The organism is Anoxybacillus mongoliensis, from assembly GCF_014201515.1.
Classification (GTDB): domain Bacteria; phylum Bacillota; class Bacilli; order Bacillales; family Anoxybacillaceae; genus Anoxybacillus; species Anoxybacillus mongoliensis.
In genome coordinates this window covers 226,784-252,262 of sequence record NZ_JACHEQ010000003.1, presented here as the reverse complement: position 1 = coordinate 252,262, position 25,479 = coordinate 226,784, and the positions used below count along the sequence as shown (strand labels likewise).

30 protein-coding genes are annotated in these 25,479 nt (G+C 43.1%); 23 read left to right on the top strand and 7 right to left on the bottom strand.

Translation table 11 applies throughout. From position 1 onward, the window contains the following. Positions 1 to 17 precede the first annotated feature (17 nt). From HNR43_RS04945 to HNR43_RS04935, 3 genes are all read left to right on the top strand, one after another. Positions 18 to 1,301 carry a dihydrolipoamide acetyltransferase family protein gene (locus HNR43_RS04945; protein WP_183241797.1) on the top strand — a complete coding sequence of 428 codons (1,284 nt, stop codon included), beginning with the start codon at positions 18 to 20 and terminating at the stop codon, positions 1,299 to 1,301. A gap of 4 nt (positions 1,302 to 1,305) precedes the next feature. After that, positions 1,306 to 2,718, top strand: coding sequence for a dihydrolipoyl dehydrogenase (gene lpdA / locus HNR43_RS04940; RefSeq protein ID WP_183241795.1), 1,413 nt, complete (start codon positions 1,306 to 1,308; stop codon positions 2,716 to 2,718). Between the two features lie 79 nt (positions 2,719 to 2,797). Further along, positions 2,798 to 3,034, top strand: coding sequence for a hypothetical protein (locus HNR43_RS04935; protein WP_183241793.1), 237 nt, complete (start codon positions 2,798 to 2,800; stop codon positions 3,032 to 3,034). On the opposite strand, the gene HNR43_RS04930 is transcribed toward HNR43_RS04935, so the two are convergent. Next, positions 3,022 to 3,402 (bottom strand): DUF1885 family protein, encoded by a 381-nt coding sequence (locus HNR43_RS04930; protein WP_183241791.1) that lies wholly within the window; start codon positions 3,400 to 3,402, stop codon positions 3,022 to 3,024. The two genes, HNR43_RS04935 and HNR43_RS04930, sit on opposite strands and share 13 nt — an antisense overlap. A gap of 127 nt (positions 3,403 to 3,529) precedes the next feature. Between HNR43_RS04930 and HNR43_RS04925 the strand changes: the two genes are divergently transcribed. Further along, a complete protein-coding gene (locus HNR43_RS04925; protein WP_055440226.1) occupies positions 3,530 to 3,823 on the top strand; it encodes a DUF3055 domain-containing protein in 294 nt (97 codons plus the stop codon). Between the two features lie 132 nt (positions 3,824 to 3,955). Further along, a complete protein-coding gene (locus HNR43_RS04920; protein ID WP_003395198.1) occupies positions 3,956 to 4,069 on the top strand; it encodes a GapA-binding peptide SR1P in 114 nt (37 codons plus the stop codon). A gap of 124 nt (positions 4,070 to 4,193) precedes the next feature. On the opposite strand, the gene HNR43_RS04915 is transcribed toward HNR43_RS04920, so the two are convergent. Continuing rightward, on the bottom strand, positions 4,194 to 5,660 hold the full coding sequence (locus tag HNR43_RS04915) for an aminotransferase class I/II-fold pyridoxal phosphate-dependent enzyme (protein WP_183241789.1): 1,467 nt from the start codon (positions 5,658 to 5,660) through the stop codon (positions 4,194 to 4,196). Between the two features lie 187 nt (positions 5,661 to 5,847). Here HNR43_RS04915 and HNR43_RS04910 point away from each other — a divergent pair, with 187 nt between their 5' ends. From HNR43_RS04910 to HNR43_RS04895, 4 genes are all read left to right on the top strand, one after another. Further along, positions 5,848 to 6,807 (top strand): NAD(P)H-dependent flavin oxidoreductase, encoded by a 960-nt coding sequence (locus HNR43_RS04910; protein WP_183241787.1) that lies wholly within the window; start codon positions 5,848 to 5,850, stop codon positions 6,805 to 6,807. 31 nt (positions 6,808 to 6,838) lie between these two features. Further along, positions 6,839 to 7,108: a UPF0223 family protein gene (locus tag HNR43_RS04905; protein ID WP_183241785.1), complete on the top strand. Its 270-nt coding sequence runs from the start codon at positions 6,839 to 6,841 to the stop codon at positions 7,106 to 7,108. A gap of 79 nt (positions 7,109 to 7,187) precedes the next feature. Next, positions 7,188 to 7,376 (top strand): hypothetical protein, encoded by a 189-nt coding sequence (locus tag HNR43_RS04900; RefSeq protein ID WP_006321341.1) that lies wholly within the window; start codon positions 7,188 to 7,190, stop codon positions 7,374 to 7,376. Positions 7,377 to 7,426: 50 nt separating this feature from the next. Continuing rightward, complete coding sequence (locus HNR43_RS04895) at positions 7,427 to 8,209, top strand: inositol monophosphatase family protein (protein ID WP_183241783.1); 783 nt, start codon at positions 7,427 to 7,429, stop codon at positions 8,207 to 8,209. On the opposite strand, the gene HNR43_RS04890 is transcribed toward HNR43_RS04895, so the two are convergent. Beyond that, positions 8,210 to 8,392 carry a DUF5325 family protein gene (locus HNR43_RS04890; RefSeq protein WP_183241781.1) on the bottom strand — a complete coding sequence of 61 codons (183 nt, stop codon included), beginning with the start codon at positions 8,390 to 8,392 and terminating at the stop codon, positions 8,210 to 8,212. An 83-nt stretch (positions 8,393 to 8,475) separates the two neighbouring features. On the opposite strand from HNR43_RS04890, the gene HNR43_RS14140 reads away from it, so the two are divergent. The 7 genes from HNR43_RS14140 to HNR43_RS04855 all read left to right on the top strand — a co-directional run bounded on the left by HNR43_RS14140 (position 8,476) and on the right by HNR43_RS04855 (position 13,503). After that, positions 8,476 to 8,718 (top strand): peptidoglycan-binding domain-containing protein, encoded by a 243-nt coding sequence (locus HNR43_RS14140; protein WP_246346244.1) that lies wholly within the window; start codon positions 8,476 to 8,478, stop codon positions 8,716 to 8,718. A gap of 183 nt (positions 8,719 to 8,901) precedes the next feature. Continuing rightward, entirely contained in the window at positions 8,902 to 9,282 is a 381-nt protein-coding gene (locus tag HNR43_RS04880) for a hypothetical protein (protein ID WP_183241822.1), read from the top strand. A gap of 134 nt (positions 9,283 to 9,416) precedes the next feature. After that, positions 9,417 to 10,040 carry a hypothetical protein gene (locus HNR43_RS04875; RefSeq protein ID WP_183241779.1) on the top strand — a complete coding sequence of 208 codons (624 nt, stop codon included), beginning with the start codon at positions 9,417 to 9,419 and terminating at the stop codon, positions 10,038 to 10,040. Positions 10,041 to 10,282: 242 nt separating this feature from the next. Then, the gene (locus HNR43_RS04870) at positions 10,283 to 10,768 is read left to right on the top strand and encodes a ribonucleoside-triphosphate reductase (protein ID WP_246346243.1); all 486 of its coding nucleotides are present in this window, start codon (positions 10,283 to 10,285) and stop codon (positions 10,766 to 10,768) included. Between the two features lie 306 nt (positions 10,769 to 11,074). Then, positions 11,075 to 12,910, top strand: coding sequence for a translational GTPase TypA (gene typA, locus HNR43_RS04865; RefSeq protein WP_064220832.1), 1,836 nt, complete (start codon positions 11,075 to 11,077; stop codon positions 12,908 to 12,910). 12 nt (positions 12,911 to 12,922) lie between these two features. Then, the gene (locus tag HNR43_RS04860) at positions 12,923 to 13,225 is read left to right on the top strand and encodes a YlaH-like family protein (RefSeq protein WP_032101577.1); all 303 of its coding nucleotides are present in this window, start codon (positions 12,923 to 12,925) and stop codon (positions 13,223 to 13,225) included. Continuing rightward, the gene (locus HNR43_RS04855; RefSeq protein ID WP_183241777.1) at positions 13,222 to 13,503 is read left to right on the top strand and encodes a hypothetical protein; all 282 of its coding nucleotides are present in this window, start codon (positions 13,222 to 13,224) and stop codon (positions 13,501 to 13,503) included. The genes HNR43_RS04860 and HNR43_RS04855 overlap by 4 nt, the downstream gene beginning before the upstream one ends. A 29-nt stretch (positions 13,504 to 13,532) precedes the next feature. Here HNR43_RS04855 and HNR43_RS04850 read toward each other — a convergent pair whose 3' ends face one another. Beyond that, a complete protein-coding gene (locus HNR43_RS04850; RefSeq protein WP_055440214.1) occupies positions 13,533 to 13,733 on the bottom strand; it encodes a YlaI family protein in 201 nt (66 codons plus the stop codon). A 93-nt stretch (positions 13,734 to 13,826) separates the two neighbouring features. Between HNR43_RS04850 and HNR43_RS04845 the strand changes: the two genes are divergently transcribed. Beyond that, positions 13,827 to 14,282, top strand: coding sequence for a pyridoxamine 5'-phosphate oxidase family protein (locus HNR43_RS04845; protein ID WP_183241775.1), 456 nt, complete (start codon positions 13,827 to 13,829; stop codon positions 14,280 to 14,282). A 19-nt stretch (positions 14,283 to 14,301) separates the two neighbouring features. Here HNR43_RS04845 and HNR43_RS04840 read toward each other — a convergent pair whose 3' ends face one another. Further along, on the bottom strand, positions 14,302 to 14,886 hold the full coding sequence (locus tag HNR43_RS04840) for a YhcN/YlaJ family sporulation lipoprotein (RefSeq protein WP_183241773.1): 585 nt from the start codon (positions 14,884 to 14,886) through the stop codon (positions 14,302 to 14,304). Between the two features lie 109 nt (positions 14,887 to 14,995). On the opposite strand from HNR43_RS04840, the gene HNR43_RS04835 reads away from it, so the two are divergent. Further along, positions 14,996 to 16,327 (top strand): PhoH family protein, encoded by a 1,332-nt coding sequence (locus tag HNR43_RS04835; RefSeq protein ID WP_183241771.1) that lies wholly within the window; start codon positions 14,996 to 14,998, stop codon positions 16,325 to 16,327. A 23-nt stretch (positions 16,328 to 16,350) separates the two neighbouring features. On the opposite strand, the gene HNR43_RS04830 is transcribed toward HNR43_RS04835, so the two are convergent. Further along, positions 16,351 to 16,845 carry a peptidyl-prolyl cis-trans isomerase gene (locus tag HNR43_RS04830; protein WP_183241769.1) on the bottom strand — a complete coding sequence of 165 codons (495 nt, stop codon included), beginning with the start codon at positions 16,843 to 16,845 and terminating at the stop codon, positions 16,351 to 16,353. Between the two features lie 140 nt (positions 16,846 to 16,985). Between HNR43_RS04830 and HNR43_RS04825 the strand changes: the two genes are divergently transcribed. From HNR43_RS04825 to pyc, 3 genes are all read left to right on the top strand, one after another. Beyond that, entirely contained in the window at positions 16,986 to 17,276 is a 291-nt protein-coding gene (locus HNR43_RS04825) for an Fpa/YlaN family protein (RefSeq protein ID WP_004891276.1), read from the top strand. Positions 17,277 to 17,350: 74 nt separating this feature from the next. Continuing rightward, complete coding sequence (ftsW, locus tag HNR43_RS04820; RefSeq protein ID WP_183241767.1) at positions 17,351 to 18,553, top strand: putative lipid II flippase FtsW; 1,203 nt, start codon at positions 17,351 to 17,353, stop codon at positions 18,551 to 18,553. 64 nt (positions 18,554 to 18,617) lie between these two features. Continuing rightward, positions 18,618 to 22,058, top strand: coding sequence for a pyruvate carboxylase (gene pyc, locus HNR43_RS04815; protein ID WP_183241765.1), 3,441 nt, complete (start codon positions 18,618 to 18,620; stop codon positions 22,056 to 22,058). A 24-nt stretch (positions 22,059 to 22,082) separates the two neighbouring features. On the opposite strand, the gene HNR43_RS04810 is transcribed toward pyc, so the two are convergent. Beyond that, the gene (locus tag HNR43_RS04810; RefSeq protein WP_183241763.1) at positions 22,083 to 23,030 is read right to left on the bottom strand and encodes a COX15/CtaA family protein; all 948 of its coding nucleotides are present in this window, start codon (positions 23,028 to 23,030) and stop codon (positions 22,083 to 22,085) included. A gap of 379 nt (positions 23,031 to 23,409) precedes the next feature. Here HNR43_RS04810 and cyoE point away from each other — a divergent pair, with 379 nt between their 5' ends. Further along, the gene (gene cyoE / locus HNR43_RS04805; RefSeq protein WP_183241761.1) at positions 23,410 to 24,315 is read left to right on the top strand and encodes a heme o synthase; all 906 of its coding nucleotides are present in this window, start codon (positions 23,410 to 23,412) and stop codon (positions 24,313 to 24,315) included. An 87-nt stretch (positions 24,316 to 24,402) separates the two neighbouring features. Continuing rightward, positions 24,403 to 25,467, top strand: coding sequence for a cytochrome c oxidase subunit II (coxB, locus tag HNR43_RS04800; protein ID WP_183241759.1), 1,065 nt, complete (start codon positions 24,403 to 24,405; stop codon positions 25,465 to 25,467). Positions 25,468 to 25,479: the final 12 nt, after the last annotated feature.

Here is a 25,479-nt window from a genome sequence, read left to right as displayed (position 1 = left end):
CAGGAGGTTGAGGTACAATGTCATTTGAATTTAAATTACCGGACATCGGTGAAGGGATTCACGAAGGTGAAATTGTCAAATGGTTCGTCAAACCGGGCGATGAAGTCAACGAAGATGATGTACTTTGTGAAGTGCAAAACGATAAAGCAGTCGTAGAAATTCCATCTCCAGTGAAAGGAAAAGTATTAGAAATTTTAGTGAGCGAAGGCACAGTCGCAACGGTTGGTCAAACGTTAATTAAATTTGATGCGCCAGGATACGAAAACTTAAAGTTCAAAGGCGATCATGGCGACGAGCCAAAAGTAGAAGAAAAGAAAGAAGAAGTAAAACAAGAGCAACCAGCGCAAGCACAACCGAAAAAACGCGTCATCGCGATGCCATCTGTGCGCAAATATGCCCGTGAAAAAGGTGTCGACATTCGCCTTGTGCAAGGAACAGGTAAAAACGGTCGCGTGCTAAAACAAGACATCGATGCATACTTAGCAGGCGGTGCAGCTCCACAACCAGAAGCACAAGCGCAAACGGTAACAGAAACAGTTGCGCCAGCACAAGAACAAAAAGCAACACCAGCTCCACAACCAGTTGTATTAGAAGGCGAGTTCCCAGAAACACGCGAGAAAATGAGCGGCATTCGTCGTGCGATCGCCAAAGCGATGGTGAACTCGAAACATACAGCCCCACACGTCACATTAATGGACGAAGTCGATGTGACAAAACTTGTTGCGCATCGTAAGAAATTTAAAGATGTCGCTGCGCAAAAAGGCATTAAGTTAACGTTCTTACCATATGTCGTTAAAGCGTTAACGTCGGCGCTTCGCGAATATCCAGCGCTCAATACGTCAATTGACGATGCGACAGAAGAAATTATTCATAAACATTACTACAACATCGGAATCGCAGCGGATACAGATAAAGGATTGCTCGTTCCGGTTGTGAAACATGCAGACCGCAAATCGATTTTTGCGATCGCAAAAGAAATTAACGAACTTGCGACGAAAGCACGTGACGGCAAATTAATGCCGAACGAAATGAAAGGTGCGACATGCACAATTACAAACATCGGCTCAGCAGGCGGTCAATGGTTTACACCAGTCATTAACCATCCAGAAGTTGCGATTTTAGGTATCGGACGCATTTCAGAAAAGCCGATCGTGCGCGATGGTGAAATTGTCATCGCTCCGGTATTAGCGTTGTCATTAAGCTTCGACCACCGCATGATCGACGGTGCGACAGCGCAAAACGCGTTAAATCATATTAAACGTTTATTAAACGATCCTGAACTATTATTAATGGAGGCGTAATGCGATGGTAGTAGGCGATTTCGCAATTGAAACAGAAACTCTCGTCGTCGGTGCAGGTCCTGGCGGTTACGTCGCAGCGATTCGCGCGGCGCAACTCGGTCAAAAAGTAACGATCGTTGAAAAAGGTAACCTCGGCGGTGTGTGCTTAAACGTCGGATGTATTCCATCCAAAGCGCTCATCTCGGCCGGTCATCGTTACGAAATTGCGACACATTCGCAAGATATGGGGATTTTTGCGGAAAACGTAAAAGTTGACTTTTCAAAAGTGCAAGAATGGAAAGCAGGCGTCGTGAAAAAATTAACGAGCGGCGTGGAAGGCTTATTAAAAGGAAATAAAGTGGAAATTGTGCGCGGAGAAGCGTATTTCGTTGATGAAAATACGGTTCGCGTCATGACAGAAAATAGCGCGCAAACGTACAAATTTAAAAACGCGATTATCGCAACAGGTTCTCGTCCAATCGAGTTGCCAACGTTTAAATTTTCAAAGCGCGTCCTTGACTCAACAGGCGCATTAAACTTGCCTGAAATTCCAAAATCGATGGTCGTCATCGGCGGCGGTTACATCGGTACAGAGTTAGGGACAGCATACGCAAACTTCGGAACGAAAATTACGATTTTAGAAGGCGCAGATGAAATTTTATCTGGCTTCGAAAAACAAATGAGCGCCGTCGTTCGTCGTCGCTTAAAGAAAAAAGGAGTAGACGTCTTTACAAACGCGCTTGCGAAAGGCGTTGAAGAGCGTGAAGACGGCGTAACGGTAACATTTGAAGTAAACGGCGAAACGAAAACAATTGATGCGGAATACGTGCTTGTCACAGTTGGTCGTCGTCCGAACACAGAAGAAATGGGACTTGAACAAATCGGCATTAAAATGACAGAACGCGGCTTAATTGAAATCGACAAACAATGCCGCACAAGCGTGCCAAACATTTATGCGATCGGTGATGTTGTTGCAGGTCCACCACTTGCGCATAAAGCGTCATACGAAGGAAAAATTGCTGCAGAAGCGATCGCTGGTCATCCGTCTGAAATCGACTACTTAGCGATTCCAGCCGTCGTCTTCTCTGACCCTGAATGTGCATCTGTCGGTTACTTTGAAAAACAAGCGATCGAAGAAGGCATTGACGTCATTACAGCGAAGTTCCCGTTTGGCGCAAACGGCCGTGCCCTTGCATTAAACGAAGCAGACGGATTCTTAAAACTCGTCTTAACGAAAGACGATGGCGTCATTATCGGCGCGCAAATCGTTGGTCCAAACGCATCAGATATGATCGCGGAGCTTGGCTTAGCGATCGAAGCAGGCATGACAGCCGAAGATATCGCGATGACGATTCACGCGCATCCAACGCTCGGTGAAATTACAATGGAAGCGGCTGAAGTGGCACTCGGTAGCCCAATTCATATTATTAACAAATAAAAAAGAGGATGGCTTAGCCGTCCTCTTTCTCATTATTTTTCCCTTGCGATCATATGATGTTTGTAAGGGGTGTGTAAACATGTATGTCGTTTTTTTAGTTCAATTACTTATTTGGAGCTTATTTTCACTCGTTGAATGGAGATCTGCCCACGATCATTTTATTTTTAAAGCGTTGCTGTTTATGATATTTATGTACGTTGCTTTTTTGCTTGCGCTTCGGTTTCGTTTAACGAAAAAGCGCGCATGTTGGACAACCTTATTGACGATCGCCATTTATTTTCTTTGTCGCGAGCTTTTTTGGGCTTATCGTTTGTAATAATACATCACTCGTCCGTTAAATAAATGCAGTTTCCCTGCCATTTGTTTAGCGAAAAATTTACATAGTTCGTTCGCTTTTCCTTTATCGCCATGCGTCGCTCGTTTCGGCAATACAAACTCGACCGCACGCTCATGCACGCGACATTCAATCATATGATAGCGGTCGCTTTTTCCAACTAATACAATGCGATCTTCTTTTGTCACGATGTCATACGGGAAAGCAGATTCCGCATAGTCCCAAGCGAGCTGTTCGCCCGTTTTTCGCGCGATGTCGCGAAATTGTTCAAGCAATTGTTTACATTGTTCTAACGTGACCGTCTCCCATGTCGATGCAGGGACAAGTTCAATCGTAGCTGTATAAGCCATTTCGTTCACCTCGTACATTTTGAAATCACTTTCATTGTATCACGTACATACGTAAAAAAACAAATAATTGCGAAAATATAAATGGTGCGATATAATAAAGTTTAATATACAAGAAGGAGGGAATAGGATGTTCGAAAAATTGTATGATGAGCATGAAAAAGTAAAAGTAAGGTTTGTTGGCTTTACGACAAAAGACGTCCGTTACGATTTTGGCATCGTTTATACGAATATGTTTTTTGGCAAACCGCTTGTCATCTGTATGCAAACAGGCCGCTCCGCTCTCCTCGACCCGAAAGACATCGAAGACCACGACTATTTACAACGAACGTTCCGCATTGACACGAAAGAACAAGCTGAAGATTTAGCGGAATTTTTCTCAGACATTTTACCGACGACACCTTATGCTGAACAATATGAGTAAGAGGCGTGAAATACGTCTCTTTTTTTGTTTAAATATGTCATACTAATTCCTATTGACAAAATAAATGTGACATATTATTATGAAATCAGTAAAACGTTTTCAAACATTCCAAAGGAAAAGGGGTTATCGGGGATGGGTACAATTGTATGCCAAACATGCAATGCGACAATCGATCATTTTGAGGACGAAAAAGTAACGGTATTGTACGGTCAATGTTGCACGTGCGATTGTGAAGACGAAGAATAATATATAGCGCGGAACAAACTTTGGGGGATGAGGAGACATATATAGAGGAAAGGGGCTGGTTCGCCAGCCTCTTTCTTATGTGATGAAACGAAAAAAGCGGAACTCAACGCGAGCTCCGCTTTTTCTATTTTTGATGCTCTTTAATGACGCGCAACGTTTGTAACGTGTCGTCTTCTGGACCTTGAACAGGTAAACCGACTTCTATATTTTTGCGAATGTAGTTTAAATTTTCTTCCGTAATAATTTCCCCTGGAATGAAAATTGGAATGCCAGGTGGATATACCATGACAAACTCAGCGATAATGCGTCCTGCTGATTCATCAAACGGCACGACTTCTGTTTCCGCATAAAACGCATCGCGCGGGGTGAGCGCAAGCACAGGAATATCTGGCAAAATGACTTCCGCTTTTTTCCCGACTTCCGCTTGATGGCGAAATTCATTTGATAAATGACGAAGCGCATCGACTAATACGTTCGTTTCCTGCTCCGTATCGCCCGGTGTAATAATACATAAAATGTTATATAAATCAGACAATTCGACTTCAATGTTGTAGCGTTCACGAAGCCATTTTTCCACGTCATACCCTGTGAGTCCAAGCTCTTTGACCGAAATAATCAGCTTCGTCGGATCGTAATCGAATGTTGCTTCTGTACCGAGAATTTCTTTTCCGACGCAATATAAATAGTCGATATCGTTAATTTGCTTGCGCGTTTCATTCGCCAGGCGAATCGCTTGTTCCGCAAGCTCATGCCCTTGTGTTGCAAGCCGTTTGCGCGCCACATCAAGCGAAGCAAGCAATAAGTAAGACGTCGATGTTGTCGTTAACATGCTTAAAATCGCTTGCACTCGCTTCGGTGACACAAGACCTTCTTTCACGTTTAAAATTGAGCTTTGCGTCATCGAACCGCCGAGTTTATGCACGCTCGTTGCTGCCATATCCGCGCCTGCTTGCATCGCTGATAGCGGCAAATCTTCATGAAAGTGAATGTGTACGCCATGCGCCTCATCGACAAGAACAGGAACGCCGTACGCGTGCGCAATGTCAACGATGCGCTTTAAGTCGCCGGCAATGCCGAAGTACGTCGGGTTAATGACGAGTACCCCTTTGGCGTCGGGATGTTGCTTTAACGCCGCTTCCACCGCTTCTGGCGTAATGCCGTGTGAAATGCCAAGCTCTTTATCAATTTCAGGATGGACGAAAATCGGTGTCGCCCCTGAAAAGACGATGGCAGACATAACGGATTTATGCACGTTGCGCGGAACGATAATTTTATCGCCAGGTCCTGCGACAGACATGACCATCGTCATAATCGCTCCGCTCGTTCCTTGTACGGAAAAAAACGTATAGTCCGCCCCAAACGCTTCCGCCGCAAGCTCTTGAGCACGTTTAATCATTCCTTTTGGCTGATGTAAATCATCAAGCGGACCGATATTAATTAAATCGATCGCTAACGCATTTTCCCCAATAAAAGAGCGAAACTGCTCGTCCATGCCTGCTCCTTTTTTATGGCCAGGAATATGAAATTGAATCGGATTTTTCTTTATATGCTCTAACAGTCCGGTAAATAACGGTGTTTCATACTGTGACAATTTCGCTGTACACCTCTTTAACTTGGATTTACATAAAACAAAGTGAATTATAGCACTTCTTTATGCGTTTGGAAAGATGGTTTTTTTGCTTAAAAATCAAAATGATTGCATATTTCTTCATTTATTGTTTGTGAAGGACTTTTCTTTATGAATGAAGAATGATAAAAAGTTAAAGGGGGAATGAGTGATGAACTGGAAAACGAGAGTAACGGAATTGTTAGGCATTCGTTATCCGATTATTCAAGGTGGACTGGCGTATTTGGCGTATGCCGATTTAGCAGCGGCGGTATCGAATGCTGGGGGGCTAGGGCAAATTACAGCGATGTCGCTCGAGACGCCAGATGAGTTGCGAGAAGAAATAAAAAAAGTGCGCGAAAAAACGGACAAACCGTTTGGTGTGAATTTTGCGATTGGACAACATGGACGCCCATTTGCACATATGCTTGAAGTAGCGATTGAAGAAAACGTGCCAGTCATTTCGATGACAGGGGGAAATCCTGCTCCTATTTTTGAACAGTTAAAAGGCGTGCGGGTGAAAAAGCTTGTGCTCGTTGCGGCGGTGCGCCAAGCGGTAAAAGCAGAAGAGCTAGGGGCAGATGCGGTCATGGTTGTCGGTCAAGAAGGGGGCGGACATCTCGGCAAACACGATATCGGAACGTTCGTATTAGTGCCGCGCGTCGTCGATTCCGTATCGATTCCTGTCATCGCGTCAGGCGGCATTGGAGACGGTCGTGGGTTGATGGCTGCGCTTGCGCTTGGAGCGGAAGGCATTGAAATGGGCACGCGCTTTATTGCGACAAAAGAATGTATTCACGCCCATCCTGTGTATAAACAAATGCTTGTGGAACGCACAGAAAGCGACACTGTTGTCATTAAACGATCGCTCGGTGCCCCTGCGCGCGCTTTGTTAAACGAATGGACGGAAAAAATTTTACAGTTTGAACAAGAAGGTAAAGGATACGAACAGTTAAAAGCGTACATTAGCGGCAAAGCGAACAAGCGGTTTATTTACGACGGTCATACGAAAGAAGGATTTGCATGGGCGGGGCAAGTGATCGGGCTCATTCACGACGTGCCGACAGTGAGTGAACTTTTTGCGCGCATGATCAACGAGGCGGAACAAATTCGCGCACGTTGGGCAAACTAAAACAGACAGCAAAAAAAGAAAGGTGAACATCATGAAATATGCATACCCGATTGATTACAGTTGGTCAACAGAGGAAATCATCGACGTCATTAAGTTTTACGAAGGCGTTGAACAAGCGTACGAACAAGGTATTGAACGAGAGCAACTGATGAACTTATATCGCCGCTTTAAACAAATCGTCCCAAGCAAAGCGGAAGAGCGAAAACTATGTGATGAGTTCGAAAAAGTAAGCGGCTATTCATCGTACCAAACAATTAAAAAAGGAAAAGAGTTGTCCAACGGAGATATTGTGAAAATGTAAAGTTGCATATCCCCTTTCCGTTACATAGTATATAAAAAAAGAATTTTCAGAAAAAATAAAGACGGAAGGGGTGCACGAGATGAGAAAAACAGCCGATGGATTCAAAAAAATGGATGGAGAACGCCGAATCAAAGTATTAAAGCTCGAAGTTGATTACGAACTAGCCACCCTTTATGAAGCGATGTTAGAAAACAATGAAGCGAAAAAAAACGAATGTAAACGAAAATTAGAAAGACTGCGCCAAGAACTCATTCGTCTGTCGAACTGAAAGGCGGCAAACGCCGCCTTTTCTACATAAGTATATGCAGGAGGTATTGTATGTGGAACGAAATTGATCAACATATGCAGCATTGGATTCGTGAAGCAGGGGAGCGCATCCGCGATGCGTTTCAAACGAAACTAAAAATCGAAACGAAATCAAGCCCATCTGACTTAGTAACAAACGTCGATCGGGAAATCGAACAGTTTTTTATTGAGCGCATTCGTCGGACGTATCCGACACACCGCATTTTAGGAGAAGAAGGGCTCGGGGATACGCTTGAAGCGCTAGACGGCGTCGTTTGGATCATCGACCCGATTGACGGAACGATGAATTTTATTCATCAACAGCGCCATTTTGCGATTTCTGTCGGAGTGTTTCAAGATGGCGTCGGCATGCTTGGCTACATTTACGACGTGGCGTTTGACGAACTATATTATGCACAAAAAGGAAAAGGGGCATTTTTAAACGGCACGCCGCTTCCACCACTTGAGAAAACAACGCTCGATCGCTCCATCATTTCATTAAATGCAACGTGGGTGACAGAAAATCGCCGCATCGACCCGAACGTCCTTGCCCCGCTTGTGAAAAAAGCGCGCGGCACGCGTTCGTACGGCTCTGCGGCACTTGAGATGGCGTATATCGCAGCGGGTAAACTGGATGCGTACATTACGCTTCGGTTGTCGCCGTGGGATATTGCCGGTGGGATGGTCATCGTGCAAGAAGTAGGTGGTGTGGTGACAAACTTGTACGGTGAGCCGCTCAATATGATTGAAAAAAGCTCCGTGTTCGTTTCAAAACCGGGATTGCATGAAGAAGTGCTTGCGATCATTCAGCGCTAACTACCGATCGTTAGCGCTTTTTCTTTTTTTCAGTGAAAACCCAAGACCCATCACGCCAAAAAAAGCAATCATCGAGCCGACGATCGCTGGCACATGTCGATAAGCGATCGCAATGCCGGTGCCGATCATCATCGCTGTAGCTAGCAATGCGATCATAAAAAAAAGCGGTTGAAACTTGTTCATTTTTTTCCTCCTCACTTTCTTTCCTTTAGATTACAACAAAACATTCCGCTTTTCTACTATGTTTGTGCTACAATAGACGCGCAATGTTGAAAAATAGGAGGATTGTAGATGGTGTCGGTAGAGTTACTCTCCCTTCTAACTACACAAATGACTTATGGAGTGGACAAACGCTAAAAAGAGGGGATAAGACGCTGCAATCTTGGCTTTATAAAGCTGGATTTGATTCTGTTGAAATCGATGGGGTTTATGGAGCCAATATAGAAAATGCTGTGAAGGGATTTCAGAAGAAGGTTGGAATTACAGCGGACGGAATTGCAGGAAAATAAACGTACCAAGCTCTACAAAAGTATGTTAGAACAGAAACGACAACATTACAATCAAACTCATCGAACAGCAATGACCGTTGGACTGGTCAGACACTTAGAAAAGGAAATCGGAGACAAGCGGTAAAAGATTTGCAGACTAACTTCAACGACTATTTTTATTTTGGAAAAAAGTGAGTGAATAAAATGATCATTGCCAACAATTATAAAGAGATCAAAGATTATTTTGATTTCACGGATAGTATCATAACGGATATGAAATGGAACAATCCGTTAGATTTATCTATTACGATCGACTATTACTGGGATACACAGGAGAATAGGGAGAAAAACAGAATATTAGCATTGCATTTTAAGGATTGCTTAGCTGTGGAGTACAAAATAAAAAAAGAGATACTAGAAATGTCAAGGGATGATATCCATTTTGATAGCTTGTTCACTATTATTCGCTTCGAAAATGTAGAAGCAAATTCAAGCGGATTTCACCATTTTCATATATATACCTTTGATTATAAAGAACCGTTGCTAAAAATTATTTGTAAGCAAGTTCAGTTGGAAGAAGTATAAGTCGGTGTTTGGAAACAATGGAAGAATAAAACAAGACGAATCCCCCCGCCTTGTTTTATTGTTGCTTTTGCGGTATCATTTCGTTAAGAAAAATGGATGAGTAAAGTTTTTACTAACCTGTTAGAAAGATTATTTTGGAGGGGACTCGTATTAAAGAAATTCGATTTATCTTTTTATTAACTATACTTATCTCAATAATAACAATAAATTTAATACCAAAATTTGTCTTTGCTAATGACGAAGAAAATTGGATTGTTCGTCACATTTTATTAAATTACAAAATTGAAGAGACAAGTAAATCCCTAAAAGTATATTATGTCCAAATTCAACAACAAAAAGAGAAAGAGCCGATTATTGATCCTCATTTTGTAAAGACAATATATTTAGACGAGAATATAGACGTAAGTAACAAAAAGTTAAGAGACTTCGTAGAGAGCGATCAAAGTCTTTACTACGATATTTATATAAATGACACGATATTAGGAAAAAGGGCACCTATTTTTGCAGATGTCAGTGCAGAGAAGCCATCGGAGGATGAGATTCAGTCTTATATCAATAGGGCGGTAGAGACCATAAGAAAAGATTTTGAAGAACCGCCAAGCCAAGAGGAAATTAATAAGCAGATAAATGAGAAAATGGAGGAATTTAATTCTCATTCTCAACAGCGAGATTATTCAGTAATGCAATTCGTTTTCATGATAATAGTTTTTTTGCTGTTGTATGGTATATTTATAGGTGTGAGGAATGGGAAAAAGTAACGGTAACATGATATATGTTTAAGGAAACCAAGAGTAGATAAGGCGTGCGAAGGGATGTGCCTTACAACAGGAGACATAATAAGTTCTGAATCATTTCGTGATTATAGTTACGGTCACATTGTAGAGCGAATGGCAAGATATTTCTTAATAAACTTATTAATGGAGTGGGGAATATAGACTGATAACAATGATGATAGTTGAGCGCTAGAGCCCAAACATCACCATGGGTGGAGGACGATATTATGGGGATCAAAATTTTATTAGAAGACTGGGAAGGAGATTGGAGAGGAACGCTCAAAAGTGAAAACCTCAATAGTTTTTTTAGTTGCGAAATGTATATGACTGTTCATAATGGTATCGAACAAATGACGATCAATATCGCAACCCTTTATGGCACAGCTTTGCTAAGTATGGCTACTAGTATTATGGATATGATATCCAATAAAGAGAATAAGCCGTTCCGCATTTCTGGATTTGGTTCTGTTTATGATTATTTTTTTATAATGAAAGGAAATCAAATTAAAATCGAAGCTATAAATGTGATAAATGATAAGATGGAATCATTTCTTTTTTATGATAAAATGAAATTCGCTCATGATTTTGTGAAAGCGCTGAAAAGCCATTTGCGGGAGATTTCGCAAATTAACATCCGAATTAAGGAGCAAGAAACATATAAGCTTCTAGAACAAAAAATGTACACGCTCAATTCCATGATCGAGAGTTGTTAAGGAATCTCCCATCAACCTCAACAATAGGGTTTACAGTTGTATCAAAATATCAACCTTGCATCAAAAGTGAAAAAATGAAAGCAACACGAACGCTCCTTATCCCGCAAATGTGAAAATCTAAAAAAGAGAGGTGAAAAATCTGCTGCTAAAAGAGGAGCGAATATAGACAAACATATGTTAGAGTGCAAAAGCGATGTGCTCGATTGCCGATTATTCGTTTTGAATACGTAAAGTTCGTAGCGAATGATGTGGTGAAAACTAAACCATGATAAGTTTGTCTATATGTTTAGTAGCAGTTAAACACAATTGAGAAACGATATTCGTAACATCGCGATCATTGCGCACGTCGACCACGGAAAAACGACGTTAGTCGACCAATTGCTTCGCCAATCAGGCACGTTTCGGGCGAACGAACAAGTGGAAGAACGGGCGCTTGACCGCAACGATTTAGAACGTGAACGAGGCATTACGATTTTAGCGAAAAATACAGCCATTCAATACAAAGGCACGCGCATTAACATTTTAGATACGCCGGGACATGCGGACTTCGGCGGAGAAGTCGAACGCATTATGCGGCTTGTTGATGGGGTGTTGCTCGTTGTCGATGCGTACGAAGGATGTATGCCGCAAACGCGCTTCGTCTTAAAAAAAGCGCTCGAACAAAATTTAACGCCAATTGTCGTCGTCAATAAAATCGACCGTGAATTTGCCCGTCCGCACGAAGTCGTCGATGAAGTGATCGATTTATTTATTGAGCTTGGGGCATCAGAAGACCAACTTGAGTTTCCGGTCGTATACGCTTCAGCGATTAACGGCACCGCAAGTTTAGATGCAGACAAACAAGATGCCGACATGACGGCGCTCTTTGAAACGATTATTGAACATATTCCAGCGCCAATCGACAATAGCGACGAGCCGCTTCAATTTCAAGTCGCGCTTCTCGACTATAACGACTACGTCGGGCGCATTGGGATTGGACGCATTTTCCGCGGACGCATGCAAGTGGGACAACAAGTGGCTCTCATGAAGCTAGACGGCTCTGTGAAAACGTTTCGCGTCACTAAACTGTTTGGCTTTCTCGGGTTAAAACGTATTGAAATTGAAGAAGCGAAAGCAGGCGATTTAGTTGCCGTTTCCGGCATGGAAGATATTAACGTAGGCGAAACGGTATGTCCGCTTGACGTGCAAGAAGCGTTGCCACCGCTTCGTATTGACGAACCGACGTTGCAAATGACGTTTCTTGTGAACAATAGCCCGTTTGCTGGTCGGGAAGGAAAACATGTGACCGCAAGAAAGATTGAAGAACGTCTTCGTTTACAGTTAGAAACAGACGTCTCGCTTCGCGTTGAACCAACGGATTCGCCAGATGCATGGATCGTGTCTGGACGTGGAGAGTTGCATTTATCCATTTTAATTGAAAATATGCGTCGGGAAGGTTTTGAACTGCAAGTATCCAAACCAGAAGTCATTATGAAAGAAATCGACGGCGTCATGTGCGAGCCGGTCGAGCGCGTGCAAATTGATATTCCTGAAGAATATACGGGGGCGATTATGGAGTCGCTTGGGGCGCGCAAAGGGGAAATGATCGATATGATCAATAATGGAAACGGACAAGTGCGCCTTATTTTCCTTGTGCCTGCGCGCGGACTAATCGGCTATCGGACAGAATTTATGTCGCTTACGCGCGGATACGGCATTTTAAACCATTCGTTCGACAGCTATCAACCTGTCATCCCAGGTCAAATCGGCGGCAGACATCAAGGGGTACTCATTTCGATGGAGACAGGAAAAGCGACGGCTTATGGCATTATGCAAGTCGAAGACCGTGGCGTCATTTTCATCGAACCGGGAACAGAAGTATATGAAGGAATGATCGTTGGTGAACATAGCCGCGACAACGATTTAGTCGTGAACGTATGTAAAATGAAACATGTGACAAACGTTCGCTCGTCAACGAAAGAACAAACGGTGACGATGAAAAAACCGCGCCTGATGACGTTAGAAGAAGCGCTCGAATATTTAAACGACGACGAATATTGCGAAGTGACGCCACAATCGATTCGCTTGCGGAAAAAAATATTAGACAAAAACGAACGCGAAAAAATCGCGAAAAAGAAAAAACTCGCTGAGCAAAAAAAATAGGGGGAAGTCGTCATGGATGTGATCGGTCGCCTGTCATTTTTCGCTTCGCTATACAACGTGCACGAACAGCCGACGAAAGGGATGTGGCTATTGTACGTGACGATCATCGTTTTATCGATTATCGTCTATCGTCTCGGCTTTGCGCGTGAACTACCGCTATTAAAAAACGTTGTCATTTACGCGCTACTTGTGCTCGGTTGCACGATTTTAACGTTTTTTGCCGTCTTTTTACCTGTGGCGGAAGGATTGCTTGTCGCAGCGATCGTATTAATCATTTATAAATGGCGTCTTCGTCGTGAGGGGGGACGCGCGTGAAACTACAAGATGCGGTGTACAATTGGCTGACGATTAAAGTGGTCGCACAGGCGCGCCCGGATGATACGGCGGCACAAGAGACGGAACAATTTTTTGCCGACTTATTGCGTGAAGATCATGCGATGGAGCAAATCGCATTTACAAAAGAAGATGACGTCTATACGGTCACATGTACGGCAAACAACGCATCACGCACGTTTCGTTTTCCAGCCGAACTCATCGAAGCGATGCTCGATCAAATCAATCGCGAACCAGACAAATATGCCAATTACGAATAAGCGCCCATGCATGATGCAGGGCGCTTTTTTTACCATTCTGTTTCGTGTTTGCTCGTTCGGAAAAAGCGAAATTTGCCGGTGGCGAGCCGCTCTTTCGTTTTTTTCTCAATGCGCTCATGGCACGTTTCGCACATATATGTATGAATTGGGCGGTTGCGCAACCGTTTTGCCAGCAACGTTTCATCGTCTAACGTATCGATTTTTTCACAAAGAATGCATCGTACTCTCATCGTCAAACCTCACATGTTTTTTTACGAATTAGTATATCATATTGTTTGAAAGTGTGTGAAAAAAAGGTATGATAAAAACAAGGAGGGATACATATGCCAAATGCGGTAGAACCGACATTAATTGAGCCTTTGTTCCAAGCGTTGCAAAAAGAACGATATGTCATTGTATGTACGATCGACCATGAAACAAGCGCACCAAATGCCAGTGCGATTTCATGGGTGTATGCGCCTGCCCCTGACAAAGTATACTTTGCGGTCGATCAACGCTCGCGCATTGTCGCCAATGTGCAGGCGAATCCAGCGATGTCCATCGTTTTAATTGCAAACGAATCGACGTATTCCATTAGCGGAAAAGCGCATGTGAAAGTTGAAAAGCTAGAAAACGTTCCGCTAAAGCTTGCTGTTATTCAAGTCGATATTGAAGAAGTGCGCGATGTGATGTTTTACGGTGCAAAAATTTCAGTCGAACCGAAATACGAAAAAACGTATGATGCGCAAGCTGCTGCCAAGCTCGATCAACAAGTGATGAGCGCGTTAAAACAAGCATAAGCCGAGCATATCGCTCGGCTTATTTCATATGGTCGTTTGATTGTTTTTGTTGTTCTTTTTCTAGTTGCTTTTGATCGCCTTTATTGAGCTGATCGTCGTTTTGTCTTGTTGAGCGCGGATTTGTCGTTTGTAAAAAGTCGCTTGGGATTTCAGGCATGACGCGCCCGACAATTGCGGCTAACTCGTCCATAAATCCTCGAATTGGCTTTCCTTTCTCCACTTGCTTTTGAATGGCTTTCAGCCGCGTATTTAAATCCGCATCCGCAATGACAATCGCATTCGCCCCGTACGGATCTTTTTGCAAACTTTCCACGACGGAATATTTCACCGTTCCGACGCGCGACGGATCAAGTTTAGCATTGACATCAATGCCGACTAACGCATATTTCCCAACAACTAAAACGGTCGCATCGTTCACATTTGGGACGCTACTAGCCAGATGCGCAAGATGGCGAGCAATTTGTTGCCCGGATTTATTGACGATTCGTTCATTTGTCGTATTTTTCACATGAACGAGCGAGTCGCGATTGTTCGGTTGCGCTTGTTGTCCGCAGGCACTTATAAAAAGCAACATAAAGATGATGATATATTTCAATCGTTCCACCCCTTTTCGGCTTTAACTTTATTTTGCAAAACTTCTTCTATCTTTATGCGTCCGTTCATATATATAAACAACAATCCCGTCCACCGACGGTCGTCAAGGGGGAGAAAACGTGAGCAAAAAAATATACGTATTAGATACAAACGTACTTTTACAAGATCCGTATTCCATTTTTTCCTTTCAAGATAATGAAGTCGTCATCCCGGCTGTCGTGTTAGAAGAAGTGGATTCGAAAAAGCGATATATGGATGAAATCGGAAGAAATGCTCGCCAAGTGTCGAAAATTATTGACAACTTAAGAAAAAACGGGAAGTTGCATGAAAAAATTCCGCTTGATAACGGTGGGGTGTTGCGCATTGAATTAAACCACCGTTCATTTCAGCAACTGCAAGAAATTTTCGTGGAAAAAACGAACGACAACCGCATTTTAGCGGTGGCGAAAAATTTATTACTTGAGGAGCAAACGAAAGAAAACGGACGTCCGGTCATTTTAGTGAGCAAAGATGCGCTCGTACGCGTCAAAGCCGATGCGATTGGGCTAGAGGCGGAAGATTTTTTAAGCGATCGCGTCGTTGAAATTGACCATATTTACACCGGATTTTTAGATTTGTACATAAGCCCAGAACATTTGGCGCGCTTTTATGAAAAAGGCGAACTTGTGCTGGCGGAAATTACGAACCACCCGTTTTATCCGAACCAATTTATTATTATGAAAGATGCACTTGGCGGTTCGTCATCAGCGCTCGGTATGGTCGATCATACAGGAAAAAAAGTGCGCAAACTTGTGTTTCATTACGATCATATTTGGGGCATTCGTCCGCGCAACGTCCAACAAACGATGGCATGTGAATTGTTGCTTCGCACCGACATTCCGCTTGTGACGCTCATCGGAAAAGCGGGAACAGGAAAAACGTTGCTTGCGTTAGCGGCAGGACTAATGCAGACGGAAGATATGCGCTTATATAAAAAGTTGCTTGTCGCTCGTCCGATTGTACCTGTCGGGAAAGATATCGGCTATTTGCCAGGTGAGAAACAAGAAAAATTACGACCGTGGATGCAACCGATTTTTGATAACTTACACTTTTTATTTGATACGAAAAAGCCGAGTGAACTTGATGCGATTTTATCAGGCATGGGATCCATTGAGGTTGAGGCGCTCACGTATATACGTGGACGGAGCATTCCAGAGCAGTTTATTATTATTGATGAGGCGCAAAATTTAACGAAACATGAAGTGAAAACGATTTTAACGCGCGTCGGGGAACGAAGTAAAATTGTGTTAATGGGTGATCCGGCCCAAATCGATCATCCGTATTTAGACGAATACAATAACGGGCTCACATATGTTGTTGAAAAATTTAAAGAACAAAAAGTCGCCGGGCACGTGCGGTTAGTGAAAGGAGAGCGTTCATCGCTTGCGCAGCTTGCTGCCGACCTTTTATAAGAAAAGAGGCAAAACGCCTCTTTTCACTCGACGATAAACGCCCGTACGTGGGTAATTGGGTTGTCGCGATTTGAGCCATCGCCGAAATAAATATGGACAGGCCCGTCTTCTTTGAGCGGTTTGCCGTCTTTTGCAAAACATAATAATAATTCATAAGCATCAGCAAGCGGAATCGTCGTATCGCCGTTTTCTGTGACGATGGTAAAACGTGTTGCATTCTCATTCGGTTCCGCGTTGCGTAAAAACGGGGCAAACGGCATGCCGAACGTACCTGTTAATATTTTTTCTTTTTCAAATTGCTTTTCGGTTTGCAGTGTCGGAGGCGACACCGCTCCTTCTTGAATTTCGCGGTCCCAATATGCTGATATTTTTTGAATGTCGTCTATGTCTTCTTGTTGTTCGATTTGTGGATGACGTGTAAAATAAGTATGTACATCTACTTTGCGATCGTCAAAAATCCATACGCTCGGATCGAGTGTAATCGTAAATTTGACGTTCCCTTTAATGACGATGACCATGTTTATTCCCCCTATCTGCCTTTCATTATATGATGAAAGCGCTTGTTTGTAAAATGAATCGGTCAAGGCATGATGCTTGCATTTTTTTCGTATTCACGATAAGATGAAGAAACAGGAACGTACGGAACGGAGGGGTCGACGTGACGCCTGAAGTGGCGATAAACTTTCGAGAAAGAGCCTATTCGTTATTGCAAGCGGATGCGGAAAAAATTGTGAAGCTTATTCAAGTGCAAATGGATCACTTAACGATGCCGCAATGTCCGCTATATGAAGAAGTGTTAGACACGCAAATGTTCGGATTATCCCGTGAAATTGATTTTGCGGTCCGATTAGGACTCGTCGATGAAAAAGACGGGAAGGCCATTTTAGACCGACTTGAGCGTGAGCTTTCGGCATTGCATGAAGCGTGCACGAAAAAGAAGAAAAAATGACAAAAACTCAAACGAATTTCGTTTGGGTTTTTTCTGTTTTATAGTACAATGCAAATAAGAAAGTGAAAAGGAAGATGGGACAGATGCGCTTGAAAACGTTTATGAAATATCATGATTATCCGTTAATCATCGCTGTATTTTTATTATCGTTGTTTGGGCTTATCATGGTATATAGCGCAAGCATGATCACAGCCGTTACTCGTTTTCATACGACGAGCGATTATTTTTTTCAAAAACAAACATGGGCATGGATCATCGGTGCAGTGATTTTTTTATTTACTTCATTTGTTCCGTATAAACATTATGCACGTAAAAAGTTTTTGCAATTTGTTTTTTTTGCCATGCCTTTGCCGCTCATTTACGTCCTTTTGTTTGGACATACAGCGAACAATGCGACAAGCTGGATTAAACTCGGTCCGGTGAACGTTCAGCCAGCAGAGTTTGCAAAAATCGGCTTAATTGTATATTTAAGTGGGGTGCTAGCAAACAAACAAAAAAAATTGCAAGCTTCTCCGCAAGACGTTCTCTTTCCCATTTATTACATGCTGTTTATTTGCTTGCTTATTTTCCTGCAGCCAGACGTTGGGACGATGATCATTATCGCGCTCATTTCCGCAGCGATTATCTTTTCTTCTGCTGCCAGCAAACGGCTATTAATGAAACAACTTTTATTGTTCAGTTTGATCATTGGGCTCGTTGCGCTTATTTCTGGTCCGTTTATATACGATCGAGTGTTTACAAAAGAGCGACTATCACGCATCGACGGCTTTTTACATCCGTTTAAGTATGCAGATGATGAAGGATACCAACTGACCAACTCGTATATTGCGATCGGAAATGGGGGATTAAAAGGGCTTGGACTTGGACAAAGCATTCAAAAGTACGGTTATTTACCAGAGGCACACACCGACTTCATTATGGCGATCATTGCGGAAGAGCTCGGTTTATTTGGTGTTTCCTTCGTCCTTCTTTTACTATCATTTATCGTGTTGCGTGGCTTTGTTGTTGCGAGAAAATGTCAAGATGCGTTCGGTAGCTTATTAGCCATTGGCATCGCAACAATGATTGGCCTTCAAACGTTCGTCAACCTTGGAGGTTTAACGGGCATTATTCCAATTACAGGGGTCACTTTGCCATTTGTGAGCTACGGCGGTTCATCGCTCGTTTTACTTATGATGTCTGTCGGTGTATTAGCAAACATTTCTGCAGTGACCAACTACGAAAAGCATAAAAATCAAAAAAACAATATTCAAAAAAATGATATTTCTTTTTCGTAATCCTATTTACAAATACAGAAAATTCGTTATAGTTTTTATATGAAGAATAGGGGGAGGATTACATATGAGGCGTATTCAAAAAGTACTTGTCGCAAACCGTGGAGAAATTGCGATTCGCGTCTTTCGCGCATGCAACGAGCTTGGCATTCGCACCGTTGCGATTTACTCGCGCGAAGACGCAGGATCGTACCATCGCTATAAGGCAGATGAAGCGTATTTAGTTGGGGAAGGAAAAAAGCCGATTGAAGCCTATTTAGACATTGAAGGCATTATCGAAATCGCCAAAATGCACGATGTCGATGCGATTCATCCAGGATACGGCTTTTTATCGGAAAACATCGAATTTGCGAAACGATGCGAAGAAGAAGGCATCATTTTTATCGGTCCGCGCCAAGAGCATTTAGATATGTTTGGCGATAAAGTAAAAGCGCGTCACCAAGCGAAACAAGCGGGCATTCCAGTCATTCCGGGAAGCGATGGCCCTGTGCAAAGCTTGGAGGACGTCGTGCGCTTCGGTGAGACATACGGTTATCCGATGATCATTAAAGCGGCATTAGGTGGCGGCGGTCGCGGGATGCGCATCGTTCGTTCGCAATCCGAAGTAAAAGAAGCATACGAGCGCGCGAAATCGGAAGCGAAAGCAGCCTTCGGTAGCGATGACGTATATGTCGAGAAATTAATTGAAAATCCAAAACATATTGAAGTGCAAATTTTAGGCGATGCATACGGCAACATCGTTCATCTATACGACCGTGATTGTTCCGTACAACGTCGCCATCAAAAAGTAGTCGAAGTAGCGCCGAGCGTATCGCTTTCTAAGGAGCTTCGCGAAAAAATTTGCGAAGCGGCAGTCAAACTCATGAAAAACGTGCAATACGTTAACGCAGGAACCGTCGAGTTTCTCGTTTCTGGCGATGAGTTTTACTTTATTGAAGTCAATCCGCGCATTCAAGTCGAGCATACCATTACTGAAATGATTACGGGCATCGATATCGTCCAATCGCAAATTTTAATTGCGGAAGGTCATGCGCTACATAGCGAAAAAGTTGGCATCCCGAAACAAGAACATATTCATGTGCACGGATATGCGATTCAGTCGCGCGTCACAACAGAAGATCCGCTAAATAACTTTATGCCAGACACCGGGAAAATTATGGCGTACCGCTCAGGCGGTGGCTTCGGCGTTCGTTTAGATGCAGGAAATAGCTTCCAAGGGGCGATCATTACCCCATATTATGACTCGCTGTTAGTAAAAGTGACGACGTGGGCGTTAACGTTTGAACAAGCGGCGGCGAAAATGTTACGCAACTTGCGTGAGTTTCGTATTCGCGGCATTAAAACGAACATTCCATTTTTAGAAAATGTCGTCCAACATCCGAAATTTTTAACAGGGGAATATGATACATCGTTTATTGATACGACACCTGAGCTCTTTATTTTCCCGAAACGAAAAGACCGTGGGACAAAACTGTTATCATATATCGGAACGGTCACCGTAAATGGCTTCCCGGGTATCGGAAAAAAGAAAAAGCCCGTATTTGATCCACCGCGCATCCCGAAAATAAACTATATTGAAGCGATGCCAAAGGGGACGAAACAAATTTTAGATGAGCGCGGTGCTGACGGGCTTGTTCGATGGATTAAAGAGCAAAATCGGGTATTGCTAACGGATACGACGTTTCGTGATGCCCATCAATCGCTTTTAGCCACGCGCGTGCGCACAAACGACTTGATGCGCATTGCGGAGCCGACGGCGCGTTTATGGCCGCAACTATTTTCGATGGAAATGTGGGGCGGAGCGACGTTTGATGTTGCATATCGCTTTTTAAAAGAAGATCCATGGGAACGCCTCATTCAATTGCGTGAAAAAATTCCAAACGTCTTGTTTCAAATGTTGCTTCGCGCCTCGAATGCTGTCGGATATAAAAACTATCCAGATAACGTCATTCGTGAGTTCGTTGCAAAATCAGCCGAAGCAGGCATTGACGTATTCCGCATTTTCGATAGTTTAAACTGGGTGAAAGGAATGACGGTTGCCATCGATGCGGTACGTCAATCTGGAAAAGTAGCGGAAGCAGCTATTTGTTATACGGGCGATATTTTCGATCCGGCGCGCACGAAATACAATCTCGACTACTATAAAAACTTAGCGAAAGAGCTCGAACAAGCAGGCGCGCACATTTTAGCGATTAAAGATATGGCGGGGCTATTAAAGCCACAAGCCGCGTATACGTTTATTTCTGCTTTAAAAGAGGTCGTCGATATCCCGATTCATTTGCATACGCACGACACAAGCGGCAACGGCATTTATACGTATGCTAAAGCGATTGAAGCAGGGGTAGATATTGTGGACGTCGCGGTTAGCTCCATGGCTGGTTTAACGTCACAGCCGAGCGCCAATACGCTTTATTATGCGTTAGAAGGAACGGAGCGTGCGCCAGAAGTGGATATCGCATCGCTTGAAAAATTATCGCGTTATTGGGAAGATGTGCGCCAATATTATGCGGACTTTGAAAGCGGCATGAACGCACCGCATACGGAAGTATATATGCACGAAATGCCGGGCGGACAATATAGCAACTTGCAACAACAAGCGAAAGCAGTTGGCTTGGGAGATCGTTGGGATGAAGTAAAAGAAATGTATCGTCGCGTCAACGATTTATTTGGCGACATCGTAAAAGTGACGCCATCGTCAAAAGTTGTTGGCGATATGGCGCTATATATGGTACAAAACAATTTAACAGAACAAGACATTTACGAACGCGGGGAAACGCTCGACTTCCCAGATTCCGTTGTTGAGCTATTTGAAGGCTATCTCGGTCAACCGCATGGCGGATTCCCTGAAACATTGCAACGCATTATTTTAAAGGGGCGTGAACCGATTACCGTTCGTCCGGGCGAGCTGTTAGAGCCTGTTGACTTTGAAAAGTTAAGAGAAGAATTATACCATCTCATTCAACGTGAAGTGACGGACTACGATGTGTTAGCTTATGCGCTTTATCCGAAAGTATTTGTCGAATATGCACGCACCGTTGAACAGTTCGGTGACGTATCCGTTTTAGATACGCCAACATTCTTATACGGTATGCGTCTTGGTGAAGAAATTGAAATCGAAATTGAAAAAGGAAAAACGTTAATCGTCAAGCTCGTGGCAATCGGTCAGCCACAAGCGGACGGAACGAGAGTTGTGTACTTTGAGTTAAACGGTCAGCCACGTGAAATTGTCGTGAAAGACGAAAGCATTAAAACGACGATTGTGGCGCGGGTGAAAGCAGACCGTAACAATCCGAACCATATTGCCGCGACGATGCCGGGAACAGTAGTAAAAGTGCTTGTAGAAAAAGGAGAAAAAGTGAAAAAAGGCGATCATTTAATGATTACGGAAGCGATGAAAATGGAAACGACCGTTCAAGCACCGTTTTCTGGCGTTGTCAAAGATATTTACGTCAAAGGCGGCGACGCGATTCAAACGGGTGATTTATTAATTGAATTAGCCGAAAAATAAAAGAACGAGGGGTCCCTCGTTCTTTTATTTTAATACGGCAGATGGAATAACGTTCGATTCATGCCGCGTTTCCTTTTCTTTTTTACTGCGCGTTGCCAGTAGCACAAAGTAACTTAACACGCCGAACAAGCATGAAATAAAAAACGCATGAGCCAAAGCGACGTATAAGTTTAATTCCGTAAAGACGATGAGCGCTCCTGTGGCGACTTGGCAGCTAACGAGAATAAGCGCAATCAGCCAACCCCAATATATAATCGGTTGTCGTTTATATCGTTTCATTGCATCAATCGTTGCTATTAAAATCCACACAAACAATAACCCAGCTGCGAAACGGTGCCCCATTTGTACCCATTCATGCAGTTGCGTCGGGAATATGCGCGTTTGCGCGCAAAACGGCCAGCTTGGGCATGCTAAACTCGCTTGTTTATGACGAACGAGCGCCCCTGTATATACGACGATATAGCAATAAGAAATAATGCCATAAATATGAAATTTCATCTTGCGATCAAGCACAACAGATGCAGCATCAAATTTTTTATCGACTTCAAAAATAAACAACGTCAATAAAAAGACGGCCGCAAATGAAATTAACGAAATACCAAAGTGAAGCGCCAGCACAACGTCCGATTGTCCCCACACGACCGCGGCAGCACCGATCAGCCCTTGTAAGACGAGAAACACAAACGAAATGATCGCTAAAAATTTCGTTTCGCGAATATGACCGATCGCTTTCCAAGTCCAAATGGACAAAATGAGCACCATCAATCCAACGACACCAGAGACGACACGGTGGCTTAATTCAATCAGCAACTCTGCTGTAATATTAGATGGGAGCAGTTGTCCGTGACAAAGTGGCCACGAACGTCCACAGCCCATCCCAGAGCCCGTTTTTGTCACAAGCGCCCCGCCAATCAAAACGAATAGCATGCCGATTGTTGTCGCTACCGCAAACCATTTTAAAAGCCGTTGCAATGTATCCACTTCCTTAACACAAAATTTTATATAGCCAATGTCTAGTAAAAACTGTATAATAAATGTGAAATGCGTGTGAAGAAATTCTATTCTCATATTAGCGGAAAATGTCGAAAAGCGCAAAGTTTTATTATTTTACAATATAGCAAACGTGACAAATGTAGTTGAATATTTGTATGGAGTTTGCTAGAAATATAAGTGCAGTTATTTTTCAACATTTGTATCATAAAAACATCATTTTGACACAAATTCGACACAATTAAGACAAAAAAAGTTCACAATTTGACAACGAAATATGCTTTAATATACAGAGACGACATATCGTTATCGTGTATATAATGGAAACGCCTTCAAAGGCATAAGAGAGGAGTGGCGGCACATGGCGGATGTAGTCGAAGATGTGAAAACAGCAAAAATACAATCAGGTGTTTTAAAAGATGTGCTCTCGGTCGTAAAAATTGGCATTGTCAATTCTAATTTAATTACGACGTTTACGGGGCTTTGGTTAGCTCTTTATTTTACAGGAGAAGGATTTTTGAGCAATTTGCATATCGTGTTTTTCGCGCTCGTTGGATCTGCGCTTGTCATTGCAGGTTCATGCGCGTTAAATAACTTTATTGACCGCGATATTGATCATTTAATGGAGCGGACGAAAAGTCGCCCAACGGTGAGCGGGAGTATGGAACCGAAGCGCGTGCTTTGGTTTGGCATTCTTCTTGTCGCCGTCGGTACGCTAAGTCTATTGATGACAACCGTCACGGCTGCAGTCGTTGGACTGATTGGCGTTGTGACGTACGTCTTTTTATACACGATGTGGTCTAAGCGAAGCAATACGTTTAATACCGTCATCGGAAGCGTTTCTGGTGCAGTTCCGCCAGTTATTGGTTGGACGGCAGTCGATGACACCTTCCACATCGTTCCGATTATTTTGTTTTTGCTTATGTTTTTATGGCAGCCGCCACACTTTTTGGCGCTAGCGATGAAGCGATGTGAAGAATATCGCGCAGCGGGCATTCCGATGCTCCCTGTCGTTCACGGATTTGCGGTGACAAAACGACAAATCGTCATTTGGATTGTGGCGCTTTTACCACTTCCGTTTTACTTATTTTCGTTAGGTGTTCCGTTTTTAGTCATTGCGACGTTGTTAAACGTCGGTTGGCTAGCGCTTGGATTAGCGGGCTTTAAAATGAAAGACGATATGAAATGGGCGAAATGGATGTTCATTTATTCATTAAACTATTTGACCATTTTATTCGTCACCATGGTTATCGTTACAATTGATTAAAAAAGGTTTACAATTCTTTCTTTTTGTAAAGAAAGAATGTATATATTTCACTTTATTTCATAATCGAAAGAGGGGTTTGATTAGGCTATGAAGAAGTGGCTACGAAATTGGCGCTTGGTTTCTCTCGTATCCGCCATGGCGCTTTTGCTAGCTGGTTGCGGTAAGCCGTTTTTGTCGACGCTTCAACCAGCGGGAGAAGTAGCTGATATGCAGTACAAGCTTATGCTGCTCAGCACGGCCATCATGGTCATCGTCATTGCGGTTGTAACAATCATTTTCCTTTACGTTGTGACTCGCTTCCGCCGTCGTAAAGGGGAAGAAAACAAAATTCCAAAACAAGTGGAAGGAAGCCATACGCTTGAAATTATTTGGACAGTTATTCCGATTATTTTACTTATCATCTTAGCTGTTCCAACGGTTTTATACACGTTTAAACTAGCGGATGTAAAACCGATGAACAAAAAAGAACGCGACGTCGTTGTCGTGAATGTTCGCGCAAACCTATACTGGTGGGAGTTTGAGTACCCAGACTACGGCATTATTACAAGCCAAGATTTAGTTGTCCCAACAGGTGAGCGTGTATATTTCAACTTAAAAGCATCTGATGTAAAACACTCGTTCTGGATTCCAGCGGTTGGAGGAAAAATGGATACAAATACAGATAACACAAACCAATTTTTCCTCACATTTGATGACAAACGTGCCGAAGAGGCAGGACGTCTATTTTACGGAAAATGTGCGGAGCTTTGCGGTCCGTCACACGCTTTAATGGACTTTAAAGTGAAGGCGCTTCCTCGCGCTGAGTTTGATCAATGGGTAGAAAAAATGAAAAATGCAAAACCTGTTGCTTCAACAGATCCTGTTGTGAAGCAAGGGGAAGAAATTTTTAACAAAAGCTGTATTGGCTGTCACGCGGTGACACCGGTTGATGGTCGTCCAGAGCAAGCACGCCTTGCGCCTAACTTAGCGGGCTTTGCAGATCGTTCGCGCATTGCTGGCATTTTAGAACATAACGAAGAAAACTTAAAAGCTTGGTTAAAAGATCCAGAGAAAATTAAACCAGGCAACAAAATGACAGGTACTTACCCAGCATTGTCTGATGAAGAGCTTGAAGCATTAACAAAATACTTAATGACATTATCTGTTCAGTAAGGGGATTATCGA